The organism is Reyranella sp. (assembly GCF_050185545.1).
In the GTDB taxonomy this organism is placed as follows: domain Bacteria; phylum Pseudomonadota; class Alphaproteobacteria; order Reyranellales; family Reyranellaceae; genus Reyranella.
This window is the reverse complement of the sequence record NZ_JBFWZI010000016.1, coordinates 2652-28776: the sequence shown is the minus strand read 5'-3', so window position 1 is coordinate 28776 and position 26125 is coordinate 2652. Positions and strand designations below refer to the sequence as shown.

The window sequence follows — 26125 nt, the reverse complement described above, 5'->3', positions numbered from 1 at the left end:
GACGTCGGGGGGGGAGCGTGACCATGAAACGAGAAATCGGACGACGGGCCCTTGTCGCCGGCGCGTTGGCGATGCCGTTCGCGGCGCGCGCCGAGGCCAATTGGCCGACCAGGCCGATCCGCATCGTCGTGCCGTTCAATCCAGGCGGTGCCATCGATGCGCTGGTGCGGGTCATCGCCGAGGGGCTGACGCAGCGACTGGGCCAGCAGGTGCTGGTCGATCCCAAGCCCGGCGCCAACACCATCGTCGGATCCGAGATCGTCGCCCGGGCGGCGCCGGACGGCTATACGTTCCTGATCACGACCAACTCGACGCACACCAACAATCCGAGTCTCTACGTCAGGCTGCCGTTCGATCCCGCCAAGGAGCTGATCCCGGTATCGCTGATCTCGCTGGGCACGATCCTGCTGGCAGTGAAGGCCGACGCGCCGTTCGACGACCTGCGCGGCATGGGGGTCTGGGTCAAAGGACTCGGCCGGCCGGCGACGTACGGCAGCTGGGGCATCGGCTCGAGCGGCCATCTGTACGGCCTCATGCTGGAGAGCGCCTTGGGCGGCAAGTACAACCATGTGCCATACCGAGGCGATGTGCCGGCACTGCAGGATGTCGCCAACGGCACCCTCGACATCACCTGGGCGAGCCCGACCAGCGCCAAGCCGCAGATCGCGGCCGGCCGGGTCAAGCCGCTGGCCGTCGCCGGCGCCAAGCGCTCGGCATCGATGCCCGATCTCAAGACCTTCGGCGAGCAGCTTGTCGCCGGCTTCGACCTCAACCTGTTCGTCGCCGCCTACGCGCCCGCCGGCACGCCGGCCGACATCATCGACCGTCTGCAGCAGGCCATCAAAGCCGTGATCGATCTGCCCGCCGTTGCCGACAAGATGGTCGCCCAGGGACAGACGTCGGTCGGCTCGACACCCAAGGAGCTGGCCGACGTGCTGGCCCGCGAAACGCCGATCTGGGCCGAGCTGATCCGCCAGTCGGGCGCCAAGGTGGAGTAGCGGCGCACGTTCATGCTCTTCTGGACCGCGGGCGTGTCGCCCGCTCATGCTCATGAATCATGAGCGGGCGAGACGCCCGCGGTCGGCATGAGCGCCACAAAGTGGCGCGCTCCCAGCGACTACAAATCCGCGCCGACCGCGTCCTTGACCGAGGCGAAGCCGTCGCGGGCGAGCAGGGCGGCAAGCTCGCGCTTGATGCGGCGGACCAGTGTCGGGCCTTCGAACACCAGGGCGGAGTAGAGCTGCACCAGGCTGGCGCCGGCGCGGATCTTGGCGTAGGCGTCGGCGCCCGAGCCCACGCCGCCGCAGCCGATCAGCGGGAACTGGCGCTCGACCCGGCGGGCGGTGCGGCGCAGCACTTCGGTGGACAGCGCCATGAGGGGAGCCCCGGACAGCCCGCCGGCCTCCCCGCGATGGGCACTGCGCAGCGACGGCGGCCGCGACAGCGTCGTGTTGCCCACGATGATGCCGTCGATGCGCTGATCACGGCACACCGCGACGATGTCGTCGAGTTCATCCTCCGTGGCATCGGGAGAGATCTTGACCAGGAGCGGCGGGGCCTTGACGCCGATGACCTCGCGGACCCGCCTCAGGAGCTCGGCGAGGGCGGCGCGCCCCTGCAGGTCGCGCAAGCCCGGTGTATTGGGCGAGGAGACGTTGCACACGAGATAGTCGGCATGAGGCACCATGACCGCGGCGCAAGCGACGTAATCCTGCACCCGATCCTGGCTGTTCTTGTTGGCGCCGACATTGATGCCGACAAAGCCCCTGCGCTTGCGGCCGACCAGGCGTCCGCGCACCGTCATGAGTCCCTGGCCGGGAAACCCCATTCGGTTGATGACGCCGCGATCGGCGGGCAGGCGGAACAGGCGCGGCTGATCGTTGCCGGGTTGGGGCTGCGGCGTCACGCTGCCGATCTCGACCAGGCCGAAGCCCAGACCGAGAAGGGCGTCGGGGACCTCGCCGTTCTTGTCGAAGCCGGCGGCCAAGCCGATCGGATTGGGAAGCGTTTTTCCCCAGATATGAGTCTCGAGGGACGGCGGGTCGGGCTTCGGGTCAGCCGGAAGCCATCCTTTCGCCAGTGCCTTCAGGGCGAGGGCATGGGCCCTCTCGGGGTCGACACGCGAGAGGTAGAGGTTGGCAAGGGTGTACCAGACGGCCATGCCGTCTGGTTACCAGACCCAGCCTGTGGAGCGTTCGTCGCTCAGCGCCGATCCTTGCCCAGCTGTGGGCGCAGCGCCGGCGAATCGCTGAACACGACCATGAACAGCTCGCGGAACAGCTCCCCGATCCGCGGGTCGTTCGGGCTGCTGGCCGGCGTCCACGCCGTGGTCTGCGACATCGACATGTCGTTTCGGCAATAGACGGCAAAGAGATAGAAGACGCCCGGGCTTCCCGGCCGGAAGCGGGTCTCGCCCCTGCACACCGTGTCGGCGTTCAGGTCGAGCGCGGGGTCGAAGACCAGCACCAGCCGGTAGTCCGGGCGCGGCCGTTCGAGCGGCGCGTCATAGGTAAAAGTGAGAGCAGGCCGCGGCTTGGCAGCCTGCATCATGGGCAACAGGTCGCGCGCCACCGTGTTGGGATCAGCGCCGGGGAAGGGGGTGCCGGCCAATATGACCTGGAAATTGCGGCCGTCGGTTGCCGCGAAAAACTCGCGATAGTCGTATTGCGGTGCATAGTACACTCCGCCGATGACGGCCGCCGCCGCCGTCGCGGGGATTGCCATCAGGCCGAGCAAGACTGCGGCAAGCTTGTTCTTGAGACGCATTGCGGACGTCCTCTCTTGTAGCCGGTAGCCATGATAGGCGGGGACGGCCTTCAATTCACGTCACAAGATTGCGTGTGGTCCTTGGGGGCGGACGTAAAAAAGCCTCAGACATCGAGATCGCGTGCGAACCTGGCGTTTTCCTGGATGAAGGCGTAGCGCTTCTCCGGCTTGCGCCCCATCAGGTCCTCGACCAGCGATCGCGTCTTCATGGCGTCGGTCCGCGCTTCGACATCGGAGGCCGTCGGCACGTCGACCTTGAGCAGGGTGCGCCGCGTGATATCCATGGTGGTCTCGCGCAGATGGACGGACTGCATCTCGCCCAGACCCTTGAAGCGGGTGATCTCGACCTTGGCGCCGCCGAATACGTCGCGGATCAGCTCGTCCTTGTGCTGCTCGTCGCGTGCATACTCGATGCGGTCGCCGCGACTCAGGCGGAACAGCGGCGGCTGGGCGAGAAACAGGTGGCCGTTCTCGATCAGCTTCGGCATCTCGCGATAGAAGAACGTCATCAGGAGCGAGGCGATGTGCGCGCCGTCGACGTCGGCGTCGGTCATGATGATGACGCGCTCATAGCGCAGGCGCTCGTCGTTGTAGTGGGCGCCGGTGCCGCAGCCCAGCGCCTGGATGAGATCCTGGATCTCCTGATTCTCGCGTAGGCGCTCGGCGCTGGCGCTGGCCACGTTCAGGATCTTGCCGCGCAGCGGCAGGATGGCCTGGGTCTCGCGGTTGCGCGCGGCCTTGGCCGAGCCGCCCGCCGAATCACCCTCGACCAGGAAGATCTCCGTCCCCTCGGCCGCGGTGTTGCTGCAGTCGGCGAGCTTGCCTGGCAGGCGGAGCTTGCGCGTCGCCGACTTGCGCTGTTGCTCGCGGTCCTGCTTGCGGCGCAGACGCTCCTCGGCCTTGCCGATGACGTGCTCGAGCAGCACGTTGCCGGCTTCCTTGTCGCCGGTCAGCCAGTGCTCGAAATTGTCGCCGACAATCGTCTCGACCAGCTTGGTCGCCTCGACGCTGACCAGCTTCTCCTTGGTCTGACCCTGGAACTGCGGCTGCTCGATGAACACCGAGACCAGGCCGGCCGCGCCGTCGAGCACGTCGTCGGCGGTGACGATCGAGCCCTTGCGGTTGCCGGTCAGCTCGGCGTAGCGCTTGAGGCCGCGCACCAGGGCGCTGCGGAAGCCGGATTCGTGCGTGCCGCCTTCAGCCGTCGGTACGGTGTTGCAGTAGGAGCGGATGAAGCCTTCCTCGTCGGTCGGCCACCACACCGCCCATTCGACGCGTCCGCCCGCTGTTCCGTTGGTCTCGCTCCTGGCTTCACCGGCGAACGGCTGCGGCACCACGGTCGGCCGCTCGCCGACCTCCGACATCAGGTAATCCTTCAGGCCGCCGGGGAAGTGGAACGATTCCTCCTCCGGCACGCCGCCGCCCTTGGGCAGCACCGATTTGTCGCAGCGCCAGCGGATCTCGACGCCGCGGAACAGGTACGCCTTGGAGCGTGCCATGCGATAGAGGCGCTCGGCCGAGAAGGTCTGCTTGCCGAAGATCTCCGGATCGGGACGGAACGTCACTGTCGTGCCGCGCCGGTTGGGCGCGGCGCCGGCCGACTTGAGCTTGGTCACGGGGTTGCCGCGCGAGTAGGTCTGCACCCACGCCTGCCGGTCGCGTGCAACTTCGACAACCAGCTCGTCGGACAGCGCATTGACCACCGACACGCCGACGCCGTGCAGGCCGCCCGACGTGGCATAGAGCTTGTTGTTGAACTTGCCGCCCGAGTGCAGCATCGTGAGGATGACCTCGAGCGCCGACTTGGTCTTGAACTTGGGATGCGGATCGATCGGCATGCCGCGGCCATTGTCGCGCACCAGCACCCGGTTGCCCTCGAGCAGCTCGACATGGATCGTGTCGGCGTGGCCGGCCACTGCCTCGTCCATGGAATTGTCGAGCACCTCGGCGACGAGATGATGCATGGCCCGTTCGTCGGTGCCGCCGATATACATGCCGGGGCGCTTGCGGACGGGTTCCAGGCCTTCCAGAACCTCGATGTCGCGCGCCGTGTAGGAGTTGTCCTTGCCCGTTGCGCGCTTGCCGCCAGCCCGATCGAACAGATCGCGTTCTTTCGCCATGGATGCTTCTTGTCTTTCCGCGGCCGCGCGAGGGGATCGCTTGATGGCCGGTCAAGGATCGATATGGTAGGAAAATCGCAGAAAATCAACCATATCCGGGGAAGGTTTGATGGCCGAGAGGAGCCGCGACCCGATCATCAGGACGGTGCCGCAGCCTGGCGACATGAACGGCAATGGCGATATTTTCGGCGGCTGGGTGCTGTCGCAGATGGACGTCGCGGGTGGTGCGCTGGCGGCCAGGGTCGCAAAGGGCAGGGTGGCCACGGTGGCGATCGCCGCCATGACCTTCGTCCAGCCGATCAAGGTCGGCGACATGGTGTCGATTTACGGTGAGGTGAAGAAGGTGGGCCGCACATCGATCACCATCGACCTCGAGACCATGGTGCAGCGCCGGCACGAGGCGACCGACATCCAGGTCACCCACGGCACCTTCGTGTTCGTCGCCATCGACGAGGAGGGGCGGCCGCGGCCCGTCCCGGCCGGGATGGCGACATGAGGCCTAGCATGTGGCGCGCCCTCGCGGTGGTGAGCCTCGTCATCGCCTGGCTGGCCGCCGGCGTCGCACACGCCCATCCGCATCTCTGGCTGCAGCAACTGGTGCGAGTCGTCGCCAAGGACGGCAAGTACACCCATGTCGAGATCGAATGGCGCTTCGATCCGTTCTCCAGCGAGATCGAGATCCCGCTGATCGACGAGGATAAGGACGGCAAGTTCTCGACCCGCGAAGTCAAGGTGCTGGGTGGCGAGATGCTGCCCGAGTTGGCCAAGATCGGCTACCTCACCTGGCTCAGCACCGGCGGTAAGGATTTCCGGCCGGCCAAGCTGCCGCAATTCTCCGCCCGCGTCGACGATCCGGCGAGCTTCACCTTGCCCGACTGGGATCGCTCGGCCGGCGATAGCGGCATGGCAATGCCGCCCAACAAGCGCGCCAATGAACCGCCGCCGCCGCAGAAGAGGGGGCCGCGCAATCTCGTCTACATCATGCGATTCGCTTTGCCGGAGCCGTCCAAAACCGTGTCGATCACCACCTACGACCCCGACGATTTCATGCGCATCGAGGTCGACAAGACCTCGCTGCCGGCCGGCTGCACGCTGGCCAAGCATCCGTCGTACAAGGCCGAGTTCGTGCGCGGCTACCCGGTCTTTGCCGATAGCGTGACCTGTCGTTTGCCATGAGGGCGACCACCGTGAAATCGATCGCGCTGCGCTCGCCGTTCCTGTGGATCGGAATCCTGCTGGTCGTCGCTCTGGTGGGCGCGTTGATCTTCAGCGACGGCGTGGCTGAACTGGCGCGTTTTTCGGCTGACTACCAGCAGCGCATCCAGCGGACACTGTCGACGGCGCTGCGCGATGTCCAGTCGGGCTCCGGCTCGGCCGCCCTGTGGACCCTGGTCGTCGTCTGCTTCGGCTATGGCGTGGTGCACACGCTGGGGCCGGGCCACGGCAAGGCCGTGGTCGTCGCCTACTTCCTCGACAGCAGCCGGCCGCGTGCCTGGATCGAGGGCGTCCTGGCCGGCGCCTGGATTGCGTTCACCCACACGCTCGCCGCCTTGCTGCTCGCCACTGCACTGAAGGTCTTTTCTGTCGTGGGCCTGTTCGGGGCGCTGCGCGAGGTGCGCAATGTCGAGATCGTCTCCTATACGCTGATCCTGGCGATCGGCATCTGGCGCCTGTGGGCCGGCATCACGGGACGCTTCCACGAGCATGGCCACGGCGACCATGATCATGACCACTATGGCCATGACCACGGTCACGATCATCACCACCATCATGGCGGCAATGGGCAACGCCAGCGCACGATCGCCGGCTGGCTGCTGCTGACCGCGGCCGGCATCGCGCCCTGTGCCGGCGCCCTGGTGGTTGTCCTGCTTTCGGTCGCGCTGGGCGTCATCTGGGCCGGTGTGGTCGGGGTTCTCGCCATCGCGCTTGGCATGGCGATCACCCTGGCTGGTATCGGCATGGCCTCGATGCTGGCGCACCGGTTGATCATCGGCGAGGGCAGCGCGCGCGAGATCGGCCGCTACACCGCGATTGCCGCCTCGCTCATCGTGATCGCCACCGCCGGCACCCTGCTGCTGGGTTCCCTCGAACGCTTCCTGCGCTGAACGGCGATGGCGGCTTCCCAGGCGCCCGCGCGGGCGTCGCGACCGGTCATGGGCCTGCTGCTGATGTGCGCGGCCTGTGCCCTGTTCCCGATCATGAACGGCTTCGTGAAGCTGCTGGCCGCGACTTACGATCCGGCGCAGATCGTTTGGTTCCGCATCGCCATGCATCTCGTGTTGGTGCCGCTGGTGTTCGTGCCGCGGCTGGGCCTCGGACTCTTCCGCACGCGGCGCATCGACCTGCAAGCAGCGAGCTCGGTCATGATGCTGCTGTCGACGCTCTGCTTCTTCTTTGCCGTCAAGGACATCCCGGTCGCCGAGGCGATCGCCGTCAGCTTCGTGGCGCCGCTCGTGGTCGTGTTCCTCGCCTGGCCGCTGCTCGGCGAACGCATCACGCCGGTGCGCCTCGGCGCGGTGCTGCTGGGCTTCGCCGGCGTGCTGGTGGTGATCCGGCCGGGCAGCGCCGTGTTTGAGTGGGCCTCGGTGCTGCTGGTCGGCAGCGCGCTCTGCTATGCCATGTACCAGATCATCATTCGGCGGGTCGCCGGCACGGACCATCCGGCGACGTCTATCTTCTACAGCGTACTGCTGGGGACTGTGCTGATGTCGATCGTGGTGCCGTTCGTGTGGAAGACGCCGGCCAACTGGACCGACTGGGCATTGCTCTGCTCGCTGGGCGCCTTGGGCGGGCTTGGTCACTACTGCATCGCCCAGGCGATGACCTATGCGTCGGCGAACTTCCTTGCGCCATTCAACTATACGCAGATGATCGGCTCTGTGATCGTGGGCTACCTGATGTTTTCCGAGGTCCCCGACCTGTACGTCTGGCTGGGCTCGAGCCTCATCGTCGGCGCCGGCCTCATGGTTGGGCTGCCGTCTCGCAAGAACTGAGGCCAAGGAGGAGAGGATGCCCTATCTCGTCGCCGCCGACCTGCCGTGCGCCCCCGCGGGCCGGCGCTTTCGCGAAATGCTGGCCCGGCCCGGCATCCTGCAGCTTCCCGGCGTCCACAACGGTATGGCGGCGCTGCAGGCGCGCGCCGCCGGCTTCGATGCGCTCTACCTGTCGGGGGCAGCCATGTCGGCCTCGATGGGCCTGCCCGATCTCGGCGTCATCACGGTGGACGACGTCTCGTTCTTCGTCCGCCAGATCAGCCGTGCCAGCGGCCTGCCGCTGCTGGTCGATGGCGACACCGGCTACGGCGAGGCGCTGAACGTGATGCATATGGTGCGCGCATTCGAGGATGCCGGCGCTGCCGCGGTGCATATCGAGGATCAGATCCTGCCCAAGAAGTGCGGCCATCTGAACGACAAGAAGCTCGCCTCGCCGCACGACATGGCGGCCAAGGTGGCGGCGGCGGCGAAGGCCCGGCGGCATCTGTTCATCATCGCCCGCACCGACGCGGCGGCCAGCGAAGGCCTAGATGGCGCGGTGGCGCGGGCGCGCCAGTACATTGCCGCCGGCGCCGACGCGATCTTTCCCGAGGCGTTGCACGACGCCGAGATGTTCCGAGCTTTCGCCCGTGCGATGCCGGGCGTGCCGTTGCTCGCCAACATGACCGAGTTCGGCCGCACGCCGTTCTTCACCGCAAGCGAGTTCGAGGTGATGGGCTACAGGATGGTGATCTGGCCAGTCTCCTCGCTCCGGGTTGCCAACAAGGCGCAGTCCGACCTCTACGCGGCGATCCGGCGCGACGGCGGTACCCAGAACATGCTCGACCGCATGCAGACCCGCGCCGAGCTCTACCAGACGATCGGCTATCACGAATTCGAGGCGCTCGATTCCTCGATCATCGAGACCGTCGTCCCGCAGGGCATGCCACAGCGCCGGCAGTAGCGCCTGCGCCCCGGCGCGGCGCTAACCCGGATTTCTCAAAGGTAGGCAGTGCATCGGCGTTCCGACTCTGCGAAAAGTCTAAGTAGACAGTCGCTCGATGATACGCGGCAGGTGTTCGCGTCCCCAATAGAGATCACCGTCGGGGAAGAGAAAGCTCGGCACGCCGAACACACCGTTCGCCTCGGCCCGCTCCTGAACCGCTCTCAATTCGCGTTCTCCGTCGCCCGTCCGAAAGGCGTCGAATCCATCGGCATCGGCTCCCGCACGGCCGAGAATGTCTTTCAGAGCCTCGGGATTCTCGATGTCCAGATCGCGCTTCCAGAACCGCTCGAACACCTCGTCGTTGTAGGCCCGGAACACGCCGCTCCGTTTCGCGTAGAGCAGTCCGATGCCGGCAAGCGAAGAGGCCCAAATTTTTCGCGTGCCCAGGATCGTCAGCCCAAGCCGGTTGGCCTCGCGGCGCACATCCATGTAGCTGTATCTGACCCGACGCCACTGGTGGGCATTGCGGTCCTGCTCCAGTACACGGCCTTCGGAATCGACCCTCGCGCTGCCCAGGTAGGCGGGGATGTCGAGTACGTACGGCAACCAGTCTATCTCGGTCCCGGTGTCGCGCTCCAGCTGATAGGCGAGACCCTTGGCGAGATAGGCATATGGGCTCTTGTAGTCGATGTAGAGCTCGAGCTTTCGAAGCGGCATTGCGTCCATAGGTCTCTACAATCCCAAACCCGTGAGGTCCGGCGCGCGTCGGTGATGGTCGGTGGTGTCCTGGAAGGCCTTGCCGAGGCGCAGGATCGTGCTTTCGGCGAATGGCTTGCCGACGATCTGGATGCCGAGCGGCAAGCCGCCGGAATTGCCAGAGGGCATCGCGAGGCCGCACAGGCCGAGGTAGTTGGCGGGTCGGGTGAGATAGCCCGGGATGGGGGACGTCTCGTCGACCTCGGCCAGGGGGATCGCGGGAACGGCGACGGTCGGCAGCAGCAGGGCATCGTAGGGCGCCATCCAGCCGGCGAAGGCGCGGCGGCGGTCGGCAACGGCGCGCAGTTCCTCGGCATAGGCCGCGGTCGGCAGTCCCTTGGCGGCGAGCGTGCGGCTGCGCACGGCGGGGCCGATCGGCTTGCTGGCATCCTCGATGTAGTCGCGGTGCAGCGAGTAGGCCTCGGAGGCGATCAGCGTGCCGGCCGGGCGCGACAGGTCGAAGAACCAGTCGGGCACACGTACCGCTTCGACCGTGGCGCCCAGGCTCTCGAAGGTGAGCCCTGCCGCCTGCCAGGCCTTGACCACGTCCGGGTGCATGAAGTTCGGAAGCTGTGCGGTATCGGGCATGACCACGCGCATGCCTTCGATCGAGCCCGGTCGAGCGGCAAGGGTGAAATCCTCGAGCGGCTGACCTAGCGTCGTCGGGTCGCGCGCATCGGGCGCGGCGAGGGCGTTCAGCATCAGGGCGCAGTCCTCGACCGAGCGCGCCATCGGGCCGATCGAATCGAATGTCCAGCTCAGCAGGATGGTGCCATGGAGGCCGATGCGGCCGAACGTGACCTTGAGGCCGACGAGCCCGTTGAAGGCCGACGGAATGCGCACCGAGCCGCCGGTGTCGCTGCCGATCCCGGCCGGTGCCAGGCGTGCGGCGACGGCCACGCCGGTGCCGCTGGAGGAACCGCCCGGCACGCGATGCGTGGCGAGGTCCCAGGGATTCCACGGCGCGCCCATCAGCGGGTTGGTGCCCCAGCCGCCGAAAGCGAACTCGACCATATGCAGCTTGCCGAGCGGCACCATGCCGGCGGCGGTCAGCCGTTCGACGGTGTTCGAGGTCTCGCTCGCCACGCGCTTCTCGAACATCTTGGAGCCGCCTGTGCCGACCCTGCCGGCGATGTCGCACAGGTCCTTGTAGACGACCGGCAGGCCGTGCAGGGGCCCGAGTGGAAAGCCCGAGGCGCGCGCGGCATCGGCCGCATCGGCGAGCGCGCGGGCTTCACTGGCGTAGAGCTCGGTGAAGGCATGCAGCTTGCCGTCGGCCTTCTCGATGCGCGCCAGCAGCCCGTCGACGATTTCGCGCGACGAGAAGCGCTTGGCGGCGAGCCCGGCGCCGAGTTCGGCCAGGGTGAGATCATGCAGGTTCATGGTGGGGGGTCCTTCTCATTTGCCCTGTCTTACGGGCAGGGCTATCGCATACTGAAAAAATGCCGTCATCCCGAGCGGAGCCGCCCGAAGGGTGGCGCAGTCGAGGGACCCTTCTTGCTGACACCGCAAAAAGAAAGGTCCCTCCACTACGCCTCGCTACGCTCGGCTCCTGTCGGGAGGACGGAATTCTTTTCCATGTGCGATAGCTCTGAGCCTGATGGGGGAGGAAGACTAAAGCTAATACGTCGCCCGCCCTCCTGACAGGTCGAAGGTGGCGCCGGTGGAGAAGGTGCAGAGGTCCGACGCGAGCCAGGCGACCATTTCGGCGACCTCGTCCACTTCGCCGAAACGGTTCATCGGGATCTTGGCGAGCATGTACTGGATGTGCTGCTCGGTCATCTGGCTGAACAGCTCGGTCTTCACCACCGCAGGGGCCACGCAATTCACCAGCACACCGGTGGTGGCAAGCTCCTTGCCGAGCGACTTGGTGAGGCCGATCACGCCGGCCTTCGACGCCGAGTAGGCGGACGCATTCGGATTGCCTTCCTTGCCGGCGACCGAGGCGATGTTGACGATGCGACCGCGCCCGCGCGCCGCCATGCCGCCGGCCACCGCGCGGTTGCAGAGGAAGACGCCGGTAAGGTTGATGTCGATCACCTGCTTCCACGCATCGACCGGGTAGGCGACGACCGTGGTGTTGGGGCCGGTGATGCCGGCGCTCGCCACCAGGATGTCGGGCGGGGCGATCTGCGCTTCCGTCTCGCCCAGGGCGTCGTTGATCGATCCTTCGTCGGTCACGTCGACCTCGACGGCGAGCGCGCCGGGCAGCGAGGCGGCCGATTGGCGGGCACGTGTCATGTCGCGGTCCCACAGGGCGACGCGGCCGCCGCCAGCGGTAATCCTGGCGGCGCAGGCAAGGCCTATTCCGCGCGCGCCGCCGGTTACGATGGCGGTCCGGCCCTTGAACATCTCGCCGTGCATGGCTGCCTCCCAAATCCTTGAATTCGCTACCAATTCCTACCATATCGGCACGCCCACCCATCGGCTACACTGCGTCCCGGCGCCGTCGGGCGCCGCATGCATCCCGGGAGTTTCATGTCCTCCGCCACGCCGGCCTCCATCGACGCCACCCTCGACCTCCTGAAGGGCGGCAACTACATCGCCGACCGCAGCCTCGCGACCGTGCTCTATCTCGCCCTCAAGCTCGGCCGCCCGCTGTTTTGCGAAGGCGAAGCCGGCGTCGGCAAGACCGAGATCGCCAAGGTCCTGGCCGCGACGCTCGGCCGGCCGCTGATCCGCCTGCAGTGCTACGAGGGCCTCGACGTCGCCTCGGCGGTTTACGAATGGAACTACGCCCGCCAGATGATCGAGATTCGCCTTGCCGAGGCGCAGGGCGTGCATGATCGCGGCCAGCTTGCCGCCGACATCTTCGATGAAAGATTCCTGATTCGCCGACCTCTGCTCGAGGCGCTGCAACCCCACACCGAAGGTGCGCCGATTCTGCTGATCGACGAGCTCGATCGCACCGACGAGCCGTTCGAGGCCTACCTGCTCGAGCTGCTGTCCGACTTCCAGGTCACCATTCCCGAACTCGGCACGATCAAGGCGGCGCAGACTCCGATCGTCATCATCACGTCGAACCGGACGCGCGAGATCCACGACGCGCTGAAGCGGCGCTGCTTCTATCACTGGGTCGACTATCCGGACCTCAAGCGCGAGCTGCAGATCCTCGAGGTCAAGGCGCCCGGCGCCGGCGCACGCCTGTCGCGCCAGGTCGTGGGCTTCGTCCAGGAGCTGCGCAAGCTCGACCTCTTCAAGTCGCCGGGCGTCGCCGAATCGATTGACTGGGCAACCGCCCTGTCGGAGCTGAACAAGCTCGACCTCGACCCGCGCACCATCAACGACACGCTGGGCATCCTGCTCAAGTACCAGGACGACATCCAGCGCCTGCAGGGAACGGAGGCGGCCGAGATCCTGCGCAAGGTGAAGTCCGATATCGCCGCCGAGCCGCTGGGGTGAGGCGGTGAAGAGAGTCTCTGCCTCTCGCGGACTACGGGCGTCTTCTGGACCGCGGGCATCTTCTGGACCTCGGGCGTCTTCCGGACCGCGGGCGTCTTCCGGACCGCGGGCGTCCCGCCCGCTCATGCTCATGATCGGCGCATATGAATGCGCCGGGCGGTCCGGACGCCCGCGATCCGGACGACCATGAACGTCGTCACACAATCCGAACCGCCCGAGCCGGCCGGCCGGCTCGCCACCAACATCGTGCACTTCGCGCGCACGTTGCGCACGGCCGGCCTGCGCGTCGGCCCGGGCCAGGTGCTGCGCGCCATCGAGGCGGTGGAAGCGGCGGGCCTGCGCAAGCGTGATGACTTCTACTGGACGCTGCATTCGGTGTTCGTAAACCGGCGGGACCAGCGCGAGATCTTCGACCAGGCCTTCCATGTCTACTGGCGCAATCCGCGCCTGCTCGAGAAGATGATGGAGATGCTGCTGCCGCACGTCGAGGTGCCGGGGCAGCAGGAGAAGGGCAAGCAGCTCAGCCGCCGCCTGCAGGAAGCCTTGCAACCCGGCCGCGGCGAAGCGCCCAAGGACGACAACGAGCCGCCTGAGGTGGAGATCGAGGCGACGTTCACGGTCTCCGATCGCGAGGTGCTGCAGCACCGCGACTTCGAGCAGATGTCGCAGGCCGAGATCGACGAGGCGTTGCGCGCCATCTCCCGCCTGCGCCTGCCCGTGCCGGAGCGCCGGACGCGGCGCTACCAGCCGGCGCGGCGCGGCCCGCGCGTGGATTTTCGTGCCTCGCTGCGCCGCGCGTTGCGGCCGGAAGGCCTGACCGAGCTTCGCAAGCGCGAGCCGCGCCGGCGGCCACCGCCGCTCGTCATCCTGTGCGACATTTCCGGCTCGATGGCCCGCTACACGCGCATGTTCCTGCATTTCATGCACGCCATCACCAACGACCGCGACCGCGTCTACTGCTTCACCTTCAGCACGCGACTCAGCAACGTCAGCCGGGCCCTGCGCAGCAAGGATGTCGATGTCGCCTTGCAGAAGGCCTCGACCCAGGTCGAGGACTGGTCCGGCGGGACGCGCATCGGCCAGACCCTGCACGAGTTCAACAACAAGTGGTCTCGCCGCGTGCTGGGGCAGGGTGCCGTGGTCCTCCTGATCACCGACGGGCTCGACCGCGAGGGTGCGGCCGGCCTGGCCGAGGAAATGGAACGGCTGCACAAATCCTGCTCACGCCTGATCTGGCTGAACCCGCTCTTGCGGTATGGCGCCTACGAGCCCAAGTCTCAGGGCAACAAGGCGATGCTGCCTCACGTTGATGAATTCCGCCCGGTGCACAATCTCGATAGTCTTGCGGGACTGATCGCGGCCCTGGGCACCGCACCGACGGCCGGCGACAGGCGGCTGGCGGGCTGGCAGACGGAACTGCGCAAGGAGAGGAACTAGACCATGAGCGACGCACTCGATGTCCTGGACCAGGTCGGCAAGTGGAAGGCGAGCGGCAAGGGCGTCGCGATTGCCACGGTGATCACCACCTGGGGCTCCTCGCCGCGTCCCGTCGGCAGCCAGCTCGGCGTCGACGACACGGGCGCCATGGTCGGCTCGGTATCGGGCGGCTGCATCGAGGGTGCGGTGGTCAAGGAGGCTTTGGCCTCGATCGCCGACGGCCAGCCGCGGCTGCTCGATTTTGGCGTCACGGACGAGCAGGCCTGGGATGTCGGCCTGGCCTGCGGCGGAAAGGTCCAGGTCTTCGTCGAGAAGGTGAACTGACGATGAAAAGCGAAACCCTGGCTGCCCTGCAGAATGCCCGGACGCAGCGTCAGGCAGTGGCACTCGCCACCCGGCTGAGCGATGCCGCCGAAGCGCTGATCTACACCGACCGTGCCGAAGGCGCGCTCGCGACCGACCCGGCCGTAGTCGCCGCAGCCCGGCGCGCGCTCGGCATCGGCCGCAGCGAGACGATCGAGGTGGGCGGCCAGCGCATCTTCCTCAATGTCTACGTCCCGCCGCCGCGTCTCATCATCGTCGGCGCGGTGCACATCGCGCAGTCGCTGGCGCCGATGGCGTCGCTGCTCGATTTCGACGTGACCGTGGTCGATCCGCGCCGCGCCTTCGCAACCGACAGCCGCTTCCCCGGCGTGAAGGTGATGCAGGAATGGGCAGACGACGCCTTCGAGAAGATGGGCCTCGACGCCTCGACGGCCGTGGTGACGCTGACGCACGATCCCAAGCTCGACGATCCGGCGCTCGAGGCGGCGCTGAAGTCCGACGTGTTCTATGTCGGCGCGCTGGGCAGCCGGCGCACCCACGCCAAGCGCAAGGAGCGCCTCTCCGAGGCCGGCATCACCGACGAGCAGTTCGCGCGCATCCATGGTCCGGTCGGGCTGAATATCGGTGCCAAGTCGCCGGCCGAGATCGCGGTATCCATCATGGGCCAGATCGTCGAGGTGCGGGCGCGCCGTCTCGAGGAGCTGGCCGGTCCGAAGGTGGTAGCAGCGTGAGATTCGGCGAAACCCCGATCGACGAGGCGACCGGCGCCATCCTCGCGCACAGCTGGCGCGCCAACGGCGTCAACTTCGCCAAGGGTCGCGTGCTGTCTGGTGACGACGTCGCCAAGCTCAAGGCGGCCGGCGCTGAAAGCGTCATTGCCGCCCGCCTAGATGCCGAGGATGTGCATGAGGACGAGGCGGCGGCCACCCTGGCCCGCGCCTTGGCCGGCGAGGGTATCGAGGTCACAGCGCCGTTCACCGGCCGCTGCAACCATTTTGCCCGCGACGCGGGGCTGGCCGTGGTCGACCATGCGCGCATCGATGCTCTGAACGAGCTCGACGAGTCCGTCACCGTCGCCACGCTGCCTCCGTTCGCGCGGGTGGAGCCTCGTCAGATGGTGGCGACCGTCAAGATCATTCCCTATGCCGCGCCGCGTACGGCCGTGCAGCGCGCCCTCGAGGTCGCCAAGGAAGCCAACCAGCCGCTGGTCTCGGTCGCACCGTTCAAGGCGATGCGGGCCGGCCTGGTCCAGACCCGCTTGCCCGGGACGCGGGACAAGGTGCTCGACAAGGCCGTGGGCACGACGACCAAGCGTCTCACCTCGCTCGGCAGCAGCCTGGTCGGTGAGCGCCGCGTGGCGCACGAGGCAGAGGCAATTGCGGGCGCCCTCAAGGAATTGAAGGGCGAAGGCTGCGATATCTTTCTGATCGCCGGCGCGTCGGCGATCGTGGACCGCCACGACGTCGTCCCGGCCGGCATCGAGGAAGCGGGCGGCGAGGTCATCCATTTCGGCATGCCGGTCGATCCGGGCAACCTGCTGCTCACGGCCAGGCTCGACGGCAAGCCGGTGCTCGGCCTGCCGGGCTGCGCCAAGTCGCCGAAGTACAACGGCTTCGACATGGTGCTGGAGCGGCTGGCGGCAGGACTGCCGGTCGGACGGGCCGAGATCGTGCGTATGGGGGCGGGTGGCCTGCTGGCCGAGATCGCGAGCCGTCCGCAGCCGCGCGATGACAGCGAGGCGGAAGGCGAGGGGCCGCAACAGGCGCCGCGGGTTGCCGTTCTCGTGCTGGCCGCCGGCCGCTCGACGCGCATGGGCGGGCCGAACAAGATGCTGGTCGAGGCCCATGGAGAGCCTCTGGTCGTGCATGCGGTGAAGGCGGCGCTCGCATCGCAGGCCGTCGAGGTCGTGGTCGTGCTGGGGCACATGGCAGGGGAGGTGCGCGCCACCATCGAGCAGGCCATTCCCGCCGGCGCTCGCCTGCGTTTCGTGGTCAATCCCGATTTCGCCGACGGGCTCAGCACTTCCGTGCGCACTGGCATCGCTGCTCTCGGTGCGACGATCGATGCCGCCGTGGTGCAACTCGGCGACATGCCGGGGGTCGGCGCACCCCTGCTCGACCGCCTGATGGCGGCGTTCAGCCCGGTCGAGGGGCGCTCTATCTGCGTACCGACCGTCGGCGGCAAGCGCGGCAATCCGGTGCTATGGGCTCGCCGCTTCTTCCCGGAGATCGCCAGGCTGTCCGGCGACAGCGGCGCCAAGCACCTGATCGGAGAGCATGCGGACCTCGTGTGCGAGGTCGAGATGACGGGCGAAGCGGCAGTCACCGACATCGATACACCAGAGGCGCTCGCCGCCTGGCGCGCGCGGAGCACGCCATGAAGTTCGACGTCGCCGGCATTCGCCGGCAGTTTCCCATCCTGTCGGCGATCATTGGCGGGCAACCCGTCCACTATCTCGACAATGGCGCCTCGGCGCAGACGCCGGACGCCGTGCTCGACGCGGTACGCACCTACGAAACCACCGGACGCGCCAACGTGCTGCGCGGCGTGCACCGGCTCGCCGAGCGTGCGACCGAGGCCTACGAGAATGCGCGCGCCGAGGTCGCCGCGTTCCTCGGAGTTGCGCCGATGGAGGTGGTGTTCACCGGCGGCTGCACGGCGGCGATCAACCTGGTCTCCCATTCCTACGGTTCGCTGCTGAAGCCCGGTGATCGCATAATCCTCTCCGAGCTCGAGCACCATTCCAACATCGTGCCTTGGCAGCTCCTGCGCGCCCGCAGCGGCATCGAGATCGACGTGATCCCGGTGACCCTGGATGGGCGCATCGATCTCGAGATCCTGCCGCGCCTGCTGACGTCGCGTACCAGGCTGATCTCCCTGGCCCATGTCTCCAATGTCACGGGCGCGCTGCTCGACGTGCGCGCGGTCGTTGCCGCGGCCAAGACGGTCGGCGCGCGGGTGATGCTCGACGGCGCGCAGTACGCGCCGCATGGCCCGGTAGACGTTCCGGGCCTGGGCATCGATTTCTACGTCTTCGCCGGCCACAAGGCCTACGGGCCGAACGGTATTGGCGTGCTGTGGGCGCGACCCGAGCTTCTGGACGCCATGCCGCCATTCCATGGCGGCGGCTCGATGATCGGCCGGGTCACCTTCGCCGAGACCACGTGGGCGCCGCCGCCGCGGCGCTTCGAAGCCGGCACGCCGCCAATCGGGCCGGCGATCGGCCTGGGGGCTGCCTGCGCCTGGATGCGGAGGCTCGACTGGCCCGGAGCCCATGCCCACGAAATGGCGCTGGTGCAGCGCCTGTTGGACGGCCTGCAGGAGATCGACGGCACGCACATTCTCGGGCCGGCCAGCCTGCAGAGCCGCTACCCGGTCGTGTCATTCATGCTCGACGGCGTGCACCCGCACGATGTCGCCCAGACGCTCGACTCGTTCGGCGTCGCCGTGAGGGCGGGCCACCACTGCGCCCAGCCGCTGATGGATCGCTTCGACCTCGACGGCACGACCCGCGTCTCGATGGCGCCCTACAACGACAACACCGATATCGACGCGCTGCTCACCGGTGTGAAGCACGCTGCCCGTACCCTTCGATGAACGACCAGCTTTATCAGGACCGCATCGTCGCCCTGGCCAAGGCCAGGACGGGAGCGGGCAAGCTCGCGCCGCCCGCCAGGTCGGCGCGCCGCGACAACCCGCTGTGCGGCGATCGCGTCACCATCGACGTCCGGCTGGGCGACGACGGCCGCATTGCCGAGATTGCTCACCAGGTCCGTGGCTGCCTGTTGTGCCAGGCCTCGGCCTCCGCCCTGGCCTCGGTTGCCGTGGGCCGCGACAAGGCCGGCATCGCCGCCCTCCGCCACGATGCCGAACGCGCCATCGGGCGCGAGTCTGGAGAGGCAGCCGAACCCTTTGCCGCCTTCGCTCCGGTGAAAACGCACAAATCCCGTCAGGAATGCGTCCTGCTGCCGTTCGAAGCTCTTGGCGAGGCACTCACCTAGGGCGTGGTTTTTATTTCCATGAACCTGGAATAGCGGCCCCTTGCCAAACGTCTCTTCGCTGCTGACCACGTTCAGACAGGAGAGACCAAGATGCTCAAATCAATACTCTGTGGCGCTGCTCTGCTCGCAGCCTTTGCGGCCCCAGGCGCTCTCGCGGCTGAACCCGCGAGTGCCGTCCCCCCATCGGCCAAAGGCGGCATGTTCGTCACGGCCAAGGGTATGACTTTGTACACCTTCGACAAGGACACGGCTGGCAAGTCGATGTGCAACGGCCAGTGCGCCACCAATTGGCCGCCGGCAATCGTCGGGGATGGTGCCAAGCCCGCGGGCGACTGGACGTTCATCACCCGCGACGATGGCATGAAGCAGTGGGCCTACAAAGGAAAGCCGGTGTACGCTTGGATCAAGGACACCAAGCCGGGCGATACTACAGGCGACGGATTCCTGAACGGCGCCTGGCACATCGCCAAGCCCTGATAAACGTCCGGCCCGGCGGTGCCGGCCCTCGGGGCCGGCAGCCGCTGATAGAGTAGGGCCACATGGCCGATCCGACATCCCAGCTGGAGCCTTTGATTCCTGCGTTGCGACGTTATGCTTACGCGCTCGTGCGCGACCATGACGCCGCAGACGACCTGGTGCAGGACACGCTCGAGCGGGCTTTGTCGCGCTGGGCGCTGCGCCGACCGGACGCCGATGTTCGGGCCTGGCTGTTTACCATTCAGCGCAACCTTTTCATCAACGCTTACCGACAACGGCAACGCCGCGGGCCGCATGTCAGTCTGGACAGCATCGCATCACCCGCGTTGACTGCCCGACAGGAAGTCGGGCTCGAGGTCCACGACGTCCTCGGGGCACTCGATCAGCTTCCCGAAGAGCAGAAGTCCCTTCTGTTGCTGATCGGAGTCGAGGATCTTTCATATGATGAGGCATCGCGCGTACTGGGTATTCCGCTGGGGACAGTAATGTCCAGGCTGTCGCGCGCGCGGCAAAAGCTTCGATCGATTCTGGAGACAGGTCGTGCGACATTGCTTCGGAGAGTGAAATGACCTCGCCGGGACCTCCCATTGGCGATGATGACTTGCAGGCATATGTGGATGGACGCCTCCCCGAAACACGTCGGGAAGCCGTGGAATCGTATCTTGCGGATCGTCCCGAGGTTCGCGAGCAGATCGCAGGTGAGCGGCGCCATGTTGCATTGCTTCGCGCCAGTTTGGACGGCAAGTTCGCCGAACCTGTTCCCGCCAGACTCCGAATCGCCAGTGTGCAGGCGCGACGACGAGCGCAGAGGGTGCGAGGTGCCCGGGTCATCGCAGCAGGGTTGATGATCTTCATCGTCGGTGCGGGCAGTGGTTGGTTCGCCAGCGCACTGCTGCCGGCCAAGCCCGCCGACATCCAAATCCCCGGGACCATGGGCATCACCGACGGTGCGACTGCCGCTTATCGCACCTTCGTTGTCGAGGTCGCCCATCCCGTCGAAGTGACCGCATTGCAGGAAGCTCACCTGCTGCAGTGGCTTTCGAAGAGGCTCGGTCGACCTTTGGCGGCGCCGAACCTGTCACAGTTTGGCTATAGGCTGATGGGAGGGCGATTGCTGCCTGCCGAGAGTGGCGCTGCTGCGCAATTGATGTACGACGACGCCAGCGGTCGGCGACTTACCATTTACGTTCGCGCGGCTTCGGGAACGGAGACCGCCTTCCGCTTCCAGCAGGAAGGAGATACCGCGACCTTTGCTTGGATCGATCAAGGATTCGGATTTGCGGTGACAGGCATGGAAAGCCGGGCCGATCTGCTGCCGATCGCAGAAGCGGTTTATCACCAGTTCACTGGCAAAACTTGAGGCCTGCTTCGTAGCTTCTTCCCGGGACGACAGAAAATCGGAACTGGGCTATGATGACCCCAAGGCATGACGGGGGCGCCCGATCGCGGGGTGATGCAGGGGAGTGCATCCAGGACAGCGCTCGACCAGTCTCGCTGTGGGGGTATGTCGATGCTCAACGAACAGCGCTTCCAGGAGTTTGCGCTCATGGGCGCCGACTGGTTCTGGGAGACCGACAGCGCAGGTCGCTTCACCTACTTTTCGACTGCCGAGACGCAGCAGGGCCTCGACCTGGTTGGCTTCCTTGGGCGTGTCCGCAGCGACTTCGTCCGGAAGGACCCCGACAACCTCGCCCGGCTCGAATGCATCGACGCTAAGGTGCGTGCGCGCGAATCGTTTCGCAACCTGCCCTATGTCGTCTCCTACGGCGATGGTCCTGCGCGCTGGTGCGAGATCAGCGGGAATCCGAAGTTCGACAGCACCACCGGCGCCTTCGATGGCTATCGCGGCGTTGGCCGCGACATCACGGCGCTGGTGGAGGCACGGGAGGCGCTCGAGCAGCGCCAGGCCGAGCTCCAGCGTCAATCGGACCTGCTGCAAGTCATCTTTGCAAACGTTCCGGCCGGAATCGCCGTCTACAACAGAAAATCCGAGCTGATCGCCTGGAACGAGCGCTGGATCGAGATCGTCGGAGTGGACCCGTCCATTGTCCGTTTCGGCGTGACGGCACACGAGATCATTGCCGCTCGCGCTAGTGCCGGCGAGTACGGCCCAGGTGTCGATCCGGAGGCGCTGGCCGACCAGGTGGCGGCGAGACTGCTGGCCGGCGAGATGGATTTCGCCGAGCATGTCCGGCCGAACGGCCTTGCCTTCGAGATGCACCGCGGCCGCCTGCCGGAAGGCGGCTCCGTGTCGATATATCTCGACGTCACCGAGCGCAAGCGCAGCGAACGGGAGCGGCAGGAGGCGGCGCAGGCCCTCGCCGACCTCAACGAAACGCTCGAAAGACGCATCTCCGAGCGGACGGTAGAGCTTGCCGAGAGCGACCGCTTTCAGCGCACCCTGATGTCGAACGTTCCGGGGATGGTCTATCGCACCATCAAGGAAGGCGCTCTCTGGACAGTGGAGTTCGCCAGCGAAGGCAGCCGTGGGCTGATCGGCGTTGCCCCGGAAGACCTCATGAGTGGCCGCATACAGGCGCAGATGCTGATTCACCCCGACGAGCACGCGGCGGTTCGAGCCAAGGTGAAGGCCGATCTCGATCTCGGCGATTCCTTCGAGGCGGAGTACCGGGTGCGTCGGGCCGACGGCAAATGGCGGTGGGTTCTGGATCGCGCCAGGGCGATCCGCTCGGAGAGCGGCGAGGTCCTGGCGCTCGAAGGTGTCGTGCTCGATATCGATGACCGCAAGATGGTCGAGCAGCAGCTTCATCAGGCCCAGCGCATGGAGGCGATCGGCCAGTTGACGGGCGGCTTGGCGCACGATTTCAACAACTACCTGGCCGTGATCCTGGGCAACCTCGACATGCTGGCCGAGCGTGGACAGGGCGATGCGGAAGCGACCAAGCTGGTCGAGGCCGCGATCTCCGGGGCGCAACGCGGCGCCGAGCTGACACGCAGCCTGCTCGCCTTTTCGCGCCGTCAACCGCTCGATCCCAAGGTGCTCGACATCGGCGAGCGCATCGGCGACGTCGTGCGGCTGCTCCGGCGCACGGTCGGCGAGCGCATCGCGCTGGAACTGCGAGTGGCTCCCAATCTGTGGCCGGTCAAGATCGATGGCGCGCAGCTCGACAGCACCATGATCAACCTTGCCAACAATGCGCGCGATGCCATGCCGTCGGGCGGCACGGTTACGATCGAGGTGCTCAACGCACCTGGGGACATGGTAGACGCTCCGGCCGGAGATCACGTTCTGGTCGAGGTCAGGGATTGCGGGGGCGGCATGGACGCCGCGACGCTGGCCAAGGCCTTCGATCCTTTCTTCTCGACCAAGGGCGCCGGTCGGGGCAGCGGTCTCGGCCTCAGCATGGTCCATGGCTTCGTGCATCAATCGGGCGGAGCGATCCGACTCGCCAGCATCGTGGGCAAGGGCACGACGGTGCGGCTCTTCCTGCCGCGCTCCGTCGTCCAATCGGCGATCCTGGTGAAGCCTGCCGTATCGAAATACCCGCGCGGCACCGAAAGCGTCATCCTGGTCGACGACAATGATGCCGTGAGGGAAACCGTCGCCGAAACGCTGAAGTCGCTGGGCTATCGCGTGACCGAAGCGGTCAGCGGTGATGCCGCCTTGAAGCTGCTCGAGGAGAGCGCCGGCAGGTTCGATCTCGTGATGAGCGACATGGTCATGCCGGGCAGGATCGACGGCCCGGCGCTCGGCCGGATCGTTCGCCAACGCTGGACGACTCTCGGCGTCCTGCTGACCACGGGATATGCCGGCGACCCCGATGCCAACACCCCGGAGCGCGTGGCCGACTTCGACATCCTGACGAAACCCTTCCGCAAGGAGGACCTGGCCCGCGTCATTAGACGGGCGATCGAGAAGGCGAGATAGGGCGACGCATCAGCACGCTTAGTTTCGTCGCGCTCTCGCCCCGGTGGTGTCACACTCGACGCTCACGGTAGTCGAGCATCGCGCGGGAGAGCTCATGCACCATCTTCTGTCCGTCATGGCCCTCGTGGGCCTGCTTGCGTTTCCCGCTCTGGCCGCCGCCCAGGAGCTTGCGCTGAAGCGCGTCATGCTGTCGTCCGGCGGGCTGGGGTATTTTGAGTACGAGGCCACTGTCGAGGGCGACGCCACGCTCAAGCTGACGGTCGGATTGCAGCAGGTCGACGACGTGCTGAAAAGCCTGGTCGTCTATGACGACAAGGGCGGCGTCGGTGGACTGAGCCTGCCGGGGCGGGAGCCGTTGGCGCAGGCGTTCAAGGACCTGCCGTTCGATCAGGATTCGCTCGGCTCGCCCGCAGAGCTGCTGTCGACCCTCAAGGGTGCCCAGGTCACCGTGGGCGGCGGGCGGACGATGACTGGCCGGATCGTCTCGGTGCAGGAGGAGACCGTTGCACTCGGCGACGGCAAGGGCACGACTACCCGCACCCGCGTGACCCTGCTGACCGATCGCGGCTTGCAGCAGTTCATTCTCGAGGACGCCGAGAACCTGCAGTTCGCCGACGCGAGCCTGCGCGACAAGGTTGGCCAGGCGTTGCTCGCCATCCAGACCAATCGGGCCAAGGAGGCGCGCACGCTCGACCTCGCGATGCGCGGCGAGGGGCGGCGAACGGTGCGCGTCGCCTACATCGTCGAGGTGCCAGTGTGGAAGGCATCGTATCGGCTGACCCTTGCTGCTGATCCGACGGCGCCGCGCTCGGGCCTGCAGGGCTGGGCCACGGTCGAGAACATGAGTGGCCAGGACTGGAAGAATGTCGAGCTCACCCTGGTGTCGGGCCGTCCGGTGGCGTTCCGCCAGGCCCTCTACAATGCCTACTACGTGGCCCGGCCCGAGGTGCCGATCGAGGTCGCCGGCAGGCTGATGCCCGGTGTCGATCGCGGTGGCGTCGACGCGGCCCGGCAGCGTGCCAAGGACGTACCGCCGCCACCTCCGCCGGCCCCGGCCGCCGCGCCGGCGCAAACCCGCCGCTACCAGGCCGAGTCTGCAGCTGGTGGCCGTGCGCCGCCGGCCGAGATGGCAGCCGCCGCCGACCAAGTGGAGGCGACCGACGCAGCGACCCAGGTCGTGTTCAAGTTTCCGCGCCCGGTCACCGTCGACAACGGGCGCACGCTCTCGATCCCGATCATCGATCGCCAGGTGCCGGCGATGCGGCTGGCGCTCTATCAAGCCGAGACGGCGGGGCGCAATCCGCTGGCCGCGATCCGGCTGACCAATGACGGCGACACTGGCCTGCCGCCTGGCGTGATCACACTCTACGAGCGCGACAAGGCGGGGGCGGTGGCCTATGTCGGCGACGCCCGGCTGTCGGCATTCCCGATCGGCGAGACCCGCCTGCTGGCCTACGCGCTCGACGAGAAGATCGTCATCGAACGCGAGGCTGCGCAGACCGACCGGCTGGCGACCGGGACGATCGTCAAGGGCGCCCTTCAGATCTCGCGCGTGGCCCGCCAGACCATGACCTACCGCGTCAAGGGTCCGGCCAAGGAGCCGCGCCAGCTGATCGTCGTGCAGCGCCGCCTGCCGGGCTGGACCCTGGTCAAGCCGGAGGCGAAGGGCGTGGAGCTGAGCGAAGGCAACTATCGCATCCCGTTCCAGTTGCCGGGCGGCGAGCAGACCCAGGTCTTCGAGGTCGTGCAGGAGCAGACCCAGCGCCAGGAGCTGCGCCTGGTCGACGCGTCGGCCGATCAGATCCGGGTCTATGTCGACGCGCGCGAGCTCGATGCCAAGACGCGCGAGGCGCTGGGCCGCGTGCTGCAGCTCCAGGCCGGTGTCGCCGACGCCCAGCGCCGGGTGACGCAGGCCGACCAGGAACGCCAGCAGATCGTGCAGGAACAGTCGCGGCTGCGGGACAATCTTGCCCGCGTGCCGGCGAACAGCGACCTGCAGCGCCGCTATCTCGCGACGCTCGACAAGCAGGAGACCGAGCTCGAGGCGATCGCCAAGCGCCGCGCCGAGGCCAACAAGGCCGTCGAGGCGGCACGCGATGCGCTGCGCACGTACGTAGCTCAGCTCGGCTAACGAGGTCATCCGCTGGGACGGCGCCACCTCAAGCGAAGTAACCTCCGCCTACAGTGACGCTGTCTTCTTCTCTCCAGCTTCGCTGGGTGTCCGCGTTTTCGCGGACGGAGGGGTCATGAGTCATGAGAGACGGCGGGCCCATGGCCAACGACCCCTCCGTCGCCGAAGACGGCGACACCTCCCCAGCGAAGCTGGGGAGGAGGAGACAGCGCCACGGGAGTCGGGCGGTCCCAGCGAAGGGAGTCGGCCACCCGCATTTCTTGACACCGAGCTCTGGACATCCTGTCGCGCGGCCGGCTCGATCTCGGCGTCGGCAAAGGCTACCGGCACAACGAGTTCGCCGGATTCGCCATGCCACCCGAAGAGGCCGAGCCGCGCTACGAGGAGGCGCTCGACGTCATGGTGCGTGCGCTGGGCTCGAACGAGCCCTTCTCCCACCGCGGACGCTTCTTCCGCTTTGACGAGATCGTCGTGGAGCCGCCGTCGCACCAGCGGCCGCATCCGCCGCTCTGGCAGGGCGCCGGCAGCGCAGGCTCGATCGCATCCTGCGCGCGGCGCGGTTCCAATCTTCTGCTCGACCAGTTCGCGTCGCCCCAGCAGATCGGGGAGCGCATCGCGCTGTATCGGCATGAGCTCGAGGCGGCGGGCCATGTGTTCGATCCCATGCGGGTGGCCGTTGCGCGCAACGTCTTCGTCACCGAGGACGCCTCCGCTTCACCCCGCCCGCAGTGTCCGCACCGCGTCGTCGCGGCGGAAGAGGTAGAGGAGGGCGCGCAGAGCGGCGCCGCGCTGGGACTCCAAGTCGGGGTCGCGGTCGATGACCAGCCTGGCGTCGTCACGTGCCGCCTGCAGCAGCTCGCCGTGTGCGGCGAGATCGGCCAGTCGCATGTCGGGCAAGCCGCTC

25 protein-coding genes and 1 pseudogene are annotated in these 26125 nt (G+C 66.9%); 19 read left to right on the top strand and 7 right to left on the bottom strand.

Features of this window, described 5'->3' with window-relative positions:
• Nucleotides 1-23: 23 nt before the first annotated feature.
• Nucleotides 24-998 (top strand): Bug family tripartite tricarboxylate transporter substrate binding protein, encoded by a 975-nt coding sequence (locus AB7O82_RS06650; protein ID WP_428544189.1) that lies wholly within the window; start codon nucleotides 24-26, stop codon nucleotides 996-998.
• A 119-nt stretch (nucleotides 999-1117) separates the two neighbouring features.
• Here AB7O82_RS06650 and AB7O82_RS06645 read toward each other — a convergent pair whose 3' ends face one another.
• The 3 genes from AB7O82_RS06645 to parE form a co-directional block, all read right to left on the bottom strand.
• A complete protein-coding gene (locus tag AB7O82_RS06645) occupies nucleotides 1118-2161 on the bottom strand; it encodes a quinone-dependent dihydroorotate dehydrogenase (RefSeq protein WP_428544192.1) in 1044 nt (347 codons plus the stop codon).
• Nucleotides 2162-2202: 41 nt separating this feature from the next.
• The gene (locus AB7O82_RS06640; RefSeq protein ID WP_428544195.1) at nucleotides 2203-2766 is read right to left on the bottom strand and encodes a hypothetical protein; all 564 of its coding nucleotides are present in this window, start codon (nucleotides 2764-2766) and stop codon (nucleotides 2203-2205) included.
• A gap of 104 nt (nucleotides 2767-2870) precedes the next feature.
• A complete protein-coding gene (gene parE, locus AB7O82_RS06635; RefSeq protein ID WP_428544198.1) occupies nucleotides 2871-4886 on the bottom strand; it encodes a DNA topoisomerase IV subunit B in 2016 nt (671 codons plus the stop codon).
• A 109-nt stretch (nucleotides 4887-4995) separates the two neighbouring features.
• On the opposite strand from parE, the gene AB7O82_RS06630 reads away from it, so the two are divergent.
• The 5 genes from AB7O82_RS06630 to prpB are packed head-to-tail and all read left to right on the top strand — an operon-like array spanning nucleotide 4996 to nucleotide 8822.
• Nucleotides 4996-5382, top strand: a complete 387-nt coding sequence (locus AB7O82_RS06630) for an acyl-CoA thioesterase (protein ID WP_428544201.1) — start codon at nucleotides 4996-4998, stop codon at nucleotides 5380-5382.
• A complete protein-coding gene (locus AB7O82_RS06625; protein WP_428544204.1) occupies nucleotides 5379-6062 on the top strand; it encodes a DUF1007 family protein in 684 nt (227 codons plus the stop codon). The genes AB7O82_RS06630 and AB7O82_RS06625 overlap by 4 nt, the downstream gene beginning before the upstream one ends.
• Nucleotides 6063-6073: 11 nt before the next feature.
• Nucleotides 6074-6991, top strand: coding sequence for a hypothetical protein (locus tag AB7O82_RS06620; RefSeq protein ID WP_428544207.1), 918 nt, complete (start codon nucleotides 6074-6076; stop codon nucleotides 6989-6991).
• 48 nt (nucleotides 6992-7039) lie between these two features.
• On the top strand, nucleotides 7040-7879 hold the full coding sequence (locus tag AB7O82_RS06615; RefSeq protein ID WP_428618957.1) for a DMT family transporter: 840 nt from the start codon (nucleotides 7040-7042) through the stop codon (nucleotides 7877-7879).
• Between the two features lie 16 nt (nucleotides 7880-7895).
• The gene (gene prpB / locus AB7O82_RS06610; protein ID WP_428618956.1) at nucleotides 7896-8822 is read left to right on the top strand and encodes a methylisocitrate lyase; all 927 of its coding nucleotides are present in this window, start codon (nucleotides 7896-7898) and stop codon (nucleotides 8820-8822) included.
• A 78-nt stretch (nucleotides 8823-8900) separates the two neighbouring features.
• Here the strand turns inward: prpB and AB7O82_RS06605 are convergent, their stop codons facing one another.
• The 3 genes from AB7O82_RS06605 to AB7O82_RS06595 all read right to left on the bottom strand — a co-directional run bounded on the left by AB7O82_RS06605 (nucleotide 8901) and on the right by AB7O82_RS06595 (nucleotide 11924).
• Entirely contained in the window at nucleotides 8901-9530 is a 630-nt protein-coding gene (locus tag AB7O82_RS06605) for a DsbA family protein (RefSeq protein ID WP_428544216.1), read from the bottom strand.
• Between the two features lie 6 nt (nucleotides 9531-9536).
• The gene (locus tag AB7O82_RS06600) at nucleotides 9537-10943 is read right to left on the bottom strand and encodes an amidase (RefSeq protein ID WP_428618954.1); all 1407 of its coding nucleotides are present in this window, start codon (nucleotides 10941-10943) and stop codon (nucleotides 9537-9539) included.
• Between the two features lie 237 nt (nucleotides 10944-11180).
• Complete coding sequence (locus AB7O82_RS06595) at nucleotides 11181-11924, bottom strand: SDR family NAD(P)-dependent oxidoreductase (RefSeq protein WP_428544222.1); 744 nt, start codon at nucleotides 11922-11924, stop codon at nucleotides 11181-11183.
• 114 nt (nucleotides 11925-12038) lie between these two features.
• Between AB7O82_RS06595 and AB7O82_RS06590 the strand changes: the two genes are divergently transcribed.
• From AB7O82_RS06590 to AB7O82_RS06530, 13 genes and pseudogenes are all read left to right on the top strand, one after another.
• Entirely contained in the window at nucleotides 12039-12962 is a 924-nt protein-coding gene (locus AB7O82_RS06590) for an AAA family ATPase (RefSeq protein WP_428544225.1), read from the top strand.
• 186 nt (nucleotides 12963-13148) lie between these two features.
• Nucleotides 13149-14399 (top strand): vWA domain-containing protein, encoded by a 1251-nt coding sequence (locus AB7O82_RS06585; protein ID WP_428544228.1) that lies wholly within the window; start codon nucleotides 13149-13151, stop codon nucleotides 14397-14399.
• A 3-nt stretch (nucleotides 14400-14402) separates the two neighbouring features.
• Nucleotides 14403-14723, top strand: a complete 321-nt coding sequence (locus AB7O82_RS06580; protein ID WP_428544231.1) for an XdhC family protein — start codon at nucleotides 14403-14405, stop codon at nucleotides 14721-14723.
• 2 nt (nucleotides 14724-14725) lie between these two features.
• Entirely contained in the window at nucleotides 14726-15454 is a 729-nt protein-coding gene (locus AB7O82_RS06575) for an XdhC family protein (RefSeq protein ID WP_428544234.1), read from the top strand.
• On the top strand, nucleotides 15451-17103 hold the full coding sequence (locus tag AB7O82_RS06570) for an NTP transferase domain-containing protein (RefSeq protein ID WP_428544237.1): 1653 nt from the start codon (nucleotides 15451-15453) through the stop codon (nucleotides 17101-17103). The genes AB7O82_RS06575 and AB7O82_RS06570 overlap by 4 nt, the downstream gene beginning before the upstream one ends.
• Nucleotides 17100-18320, top strand: coding sequence for an aminotransferase class V-fold PLP-dependent enzyme (locus tag AB7O82_RS06565; protein WP_428544240.1), 1221 nt, complete (start codon nucleotides 17100-17102; stop codon nucleotides 18318-18320). Before AB7O82_RS06570 ends, AB7O82_RS06565 begins: the two co-directional genes overlap by 4 nt.
• Nucleotides 18317-18724, top strand: coding sequence for an iron-sulfur cluster assembly scaffold protein (locus AB7O82_RS06560; protein ID WP_428544243.1), 408 nt, complete (start codon nucleotides 18317-18319; stop codon nucleotides 18722-18724). Before AB7O82_RS06565 ends, AB7O82_RS06560 begins: the two co-directional genes overlap by 4 nt.
• 90 nt (nucleotides 18725-18814) lie before the next feature.
• Entirely contained in the window at nucleotides 18815-19201 is a 387-nt protein-coding gene (locus AB7O82_RS06555) for a COG4315 family predicted lipoprotein (RefSeq protein WP_428544246.1), read from the top strand.
• A gap of 62 nt (nucleotides 19202-19263) precedes the next feature.
• Nucleotides 19264-19770: a sigma-70 family RNA polymerase sigma factor gene (locus AB7O82_RS06550; protein WP_428544249.1), complete on the top strand. Its 507-nt coding sequence runs from the start codon at nucleotides 19264-19266 to the stop codon at nucleotides 19768-19770.
• Nucleotides 19767-20561 (top strand): anti-sigma factor family protein, encoded by a 795-nt coding sequence (locus tag AB7O82_RS06545; RefSeq protein WP_428544252.1) that lies wholly within the window; start codon nucleotides 19767-19769, stop codon nucleotides 20559-20561. The genes AB7O82_RS06550 and AB7O82_RS06545 overlap by 4 nt, the downstream gene beginning before the upstream one ends.
• Nucleotides 20562-20711: 150 nt before the next feature.
• The gene (locus AB7O82_RS06540) at nucleotides 20712-23090 is read left to right on the top strand and encodes a PAS domain S-box protein (RefSeq protein WP_428544255.1); all 2379 of its coding nucleotides are present in this window, start codon (nucleotides 20712-20714) and stop codon (nucleotides 23088-23090) included.
• Between the two features lie 94 nt (nucleotides 23091-23184).
• Complete coding sequence (locus AB7O82_RS06535; protein WP_428618952.1) at nucleotides 23185-25221, top strand: DUF4139 domain-containing protein; 2037 nt, start codon at nucleotides 23185-23187, stop codon at nucleotides 25219-25221.
• 273 nt (nucleotides 25222-25494) lie between these two features.
• Nucleotides 25495-25875 (top strand): annotated as a pseudogene (locus AB7O82_RS06530) (LLM class flavin-dependent oxidoreductase); the annotation flags it as partial.
• A gap of 60 nt (nucleotides 25876-25935) precedes the next feature.
• Here AB7O82_RS06530 and AB7O82_RS06525 read toward each other — a convergent pair.
• Nucleotides 25936-26125 (bottom strand): hypothetical protein (locus AB7O82_RS06525; RefSeq protein ID WP_428544261.1); only part of this gene is annotated, 190 nt, incomplete at its 5' end.

What these genes read in the sequence shown, in the direction of transcription:
- AB7O82_RS06650 (WP_428544189.1), top strand. Translation starts at nt 24, where the DNA reads ATGAAACGAGAAATCGGACGACGGGCCCTTGTCGCCGGCGCGTTGGCG.
- AB7O82_RS06645 (WP_428544192.1), bottom strand. Translation starts at nt 2,161, where the DNA reads ATGGCCGTCTGGTACACCCTTGCCAACCTCTACCTCTCGCGTGTCGAC.
- AB7O82_RS06640 (WP_428544195.1), bottom strand. Translation starts at nt 2,766, where the DNA reads ATGCGTCTCAAGAACAAGCTTGCCGCAGTCTTGCTCGGCCTGATGGCA.
- parE (WP_428544198.1), bottom strand. Translation starts at nt 4,886, where the DNA reads ATGGCGAAAGAACGCGATCTGTTCGATCGGGCTGGCGGCAAGCGCGCA.
- AB7O82_RS06630 (WP_428544201.1), top strand. Translation starts at nt 4,996, where the DNA reads ATGGCCGAGAGGAGCCGCGACCCGATCATCAGGACGGTGCCGCAGCCT.
- AB7O82_RS06625 (WP_428544204.1), top strand. Translation starts at nt 5,379, where the DNA reads ATGAGGCCTAGCATGTGGCGCGCCCTCGCGGTGGTGAGCCTCGTCATC.
- AB7O82_RS06615 (WP_428618957.1), top strand. Translation starts at nt 7,040, where the DNA reads ATGGGCCTGCTGCTGATGTGCGCGGCCTGTGCCCTGTTCCCGATCATG.
- prpB (WP_428618956.1), top strand. Translation starts at nt 7,896, where the DNA reads ATGCCCTATCTCGTCGCCGCCGACCTGCCGTGCGCCCCCGCGGGCCGG.
- AB7O82_RS06605 (WP_428544216.1), bottom strand. Translation starts at nt 9,530, where the DNA reads ATGGACGCAATGCCGCTTCGAAAGCTCGAGCTCTACATCGACTACAAG.
- AB7O82_RS06600 (WP_428618954.1), bottom strand. Translation starts at nt 10,943, where the DNA reads ATGAACCTGCATGATCTCACCCTGGCCGAACTCGGCGCCGGGCTCGCC.
- AB7O82_RS06595 (WP_428544222.1), bottom strand. Translation starts at nt 11,924, where the DNA reads ATGCACGGCGAGATGTTCAAGGGCCGGACCGCCATCGTAACCGGCGGC.
- AB7O82_RS06590 (WP_428544225.1), top strand. Translation starts at nt 12,039, where the DNA reads ATGTCCTCCGCCACGCCGGCCTCCATCGACGCCACCCTCGACCTCCTG.
- AB7O82_RS06585 (WP_428544228.1), top strand. Translation starts at nt 13,149, where the DNA reads ATGAACGTCGTCACACAATCCGAACCGCCCGAGCCGGCCGGCCGGCTC.
- AB7O82_RS06580 (WP_428544231.1), top strand. Translation starts at nt 14,403, where the DNA reads ATGAGCGACGCACTCGATGTCCTGGACCAGGTCGGCAAGTGGAAGGCG.
- AB7O82_RS06575 (WP_428544234.1), top strand. Translation starts at nt 14,726, where the DNA reads ATGAAAAGCGAAACCCTGGCTGCCCTGCAGAATGCCCGGACGCAGCGT.
- AB7O82_RS06565 (WP_428544240.1), top strand. Translation starts at nt 17,100, where the DNA reads ATGAAGTTCGACGTCGCCGGCATTCGCCGGCAGTTTCCCATCCTGTCG.
- AB7O82_RS06560 (WP_428544243.1), top strand. Translation starts at nt 18,317, where the DNA reads ATGAACGACCAGCTTTATCAGGACCGCATCGTCGCCCTGGCCAAGGCC.
- AB7O82_RS06555 (WP_428544246.1), top strand. Translation starts at nt 18,815, where the DNA reads ATGCTCAAATCAATACTCTGTGGCGCTGCTCTGCTCGCAGCCTTTGCG.
- AB7O82_RS06550 (WP_428544249.1), top strand. Translation starts at nt 19,264, where the DNA reads ATGGCCGATCCGACATCCCAGCTGGAGCCTTTGATTCCTGCGTTGCGA.
- AB7O82_RS06545 (WP_428544252.1), top strand. Translation starts at nt 19,767, where the DNA reads ATGACCTCGCCGGGACCTCCCATTGGCGATGATGACTTGCAGGCATAT.
- AB7O82_RS06540 (WP_428544255.1), top strand. Translation starts at nt 20,712, where the DNA reads ATGCTCAACGAACAGCGCTTCCAGGAGTTTGCGCTCATGGGCGCCGAC.
- AB7O82_RS06535 (WP_428618952.1), top strand. Translation starts at nt 23,185, where the DNA reads ATGCACCATCTTCTGTCCGTCATGGCCCTCGTGGGCCTGCTTGCGTTT.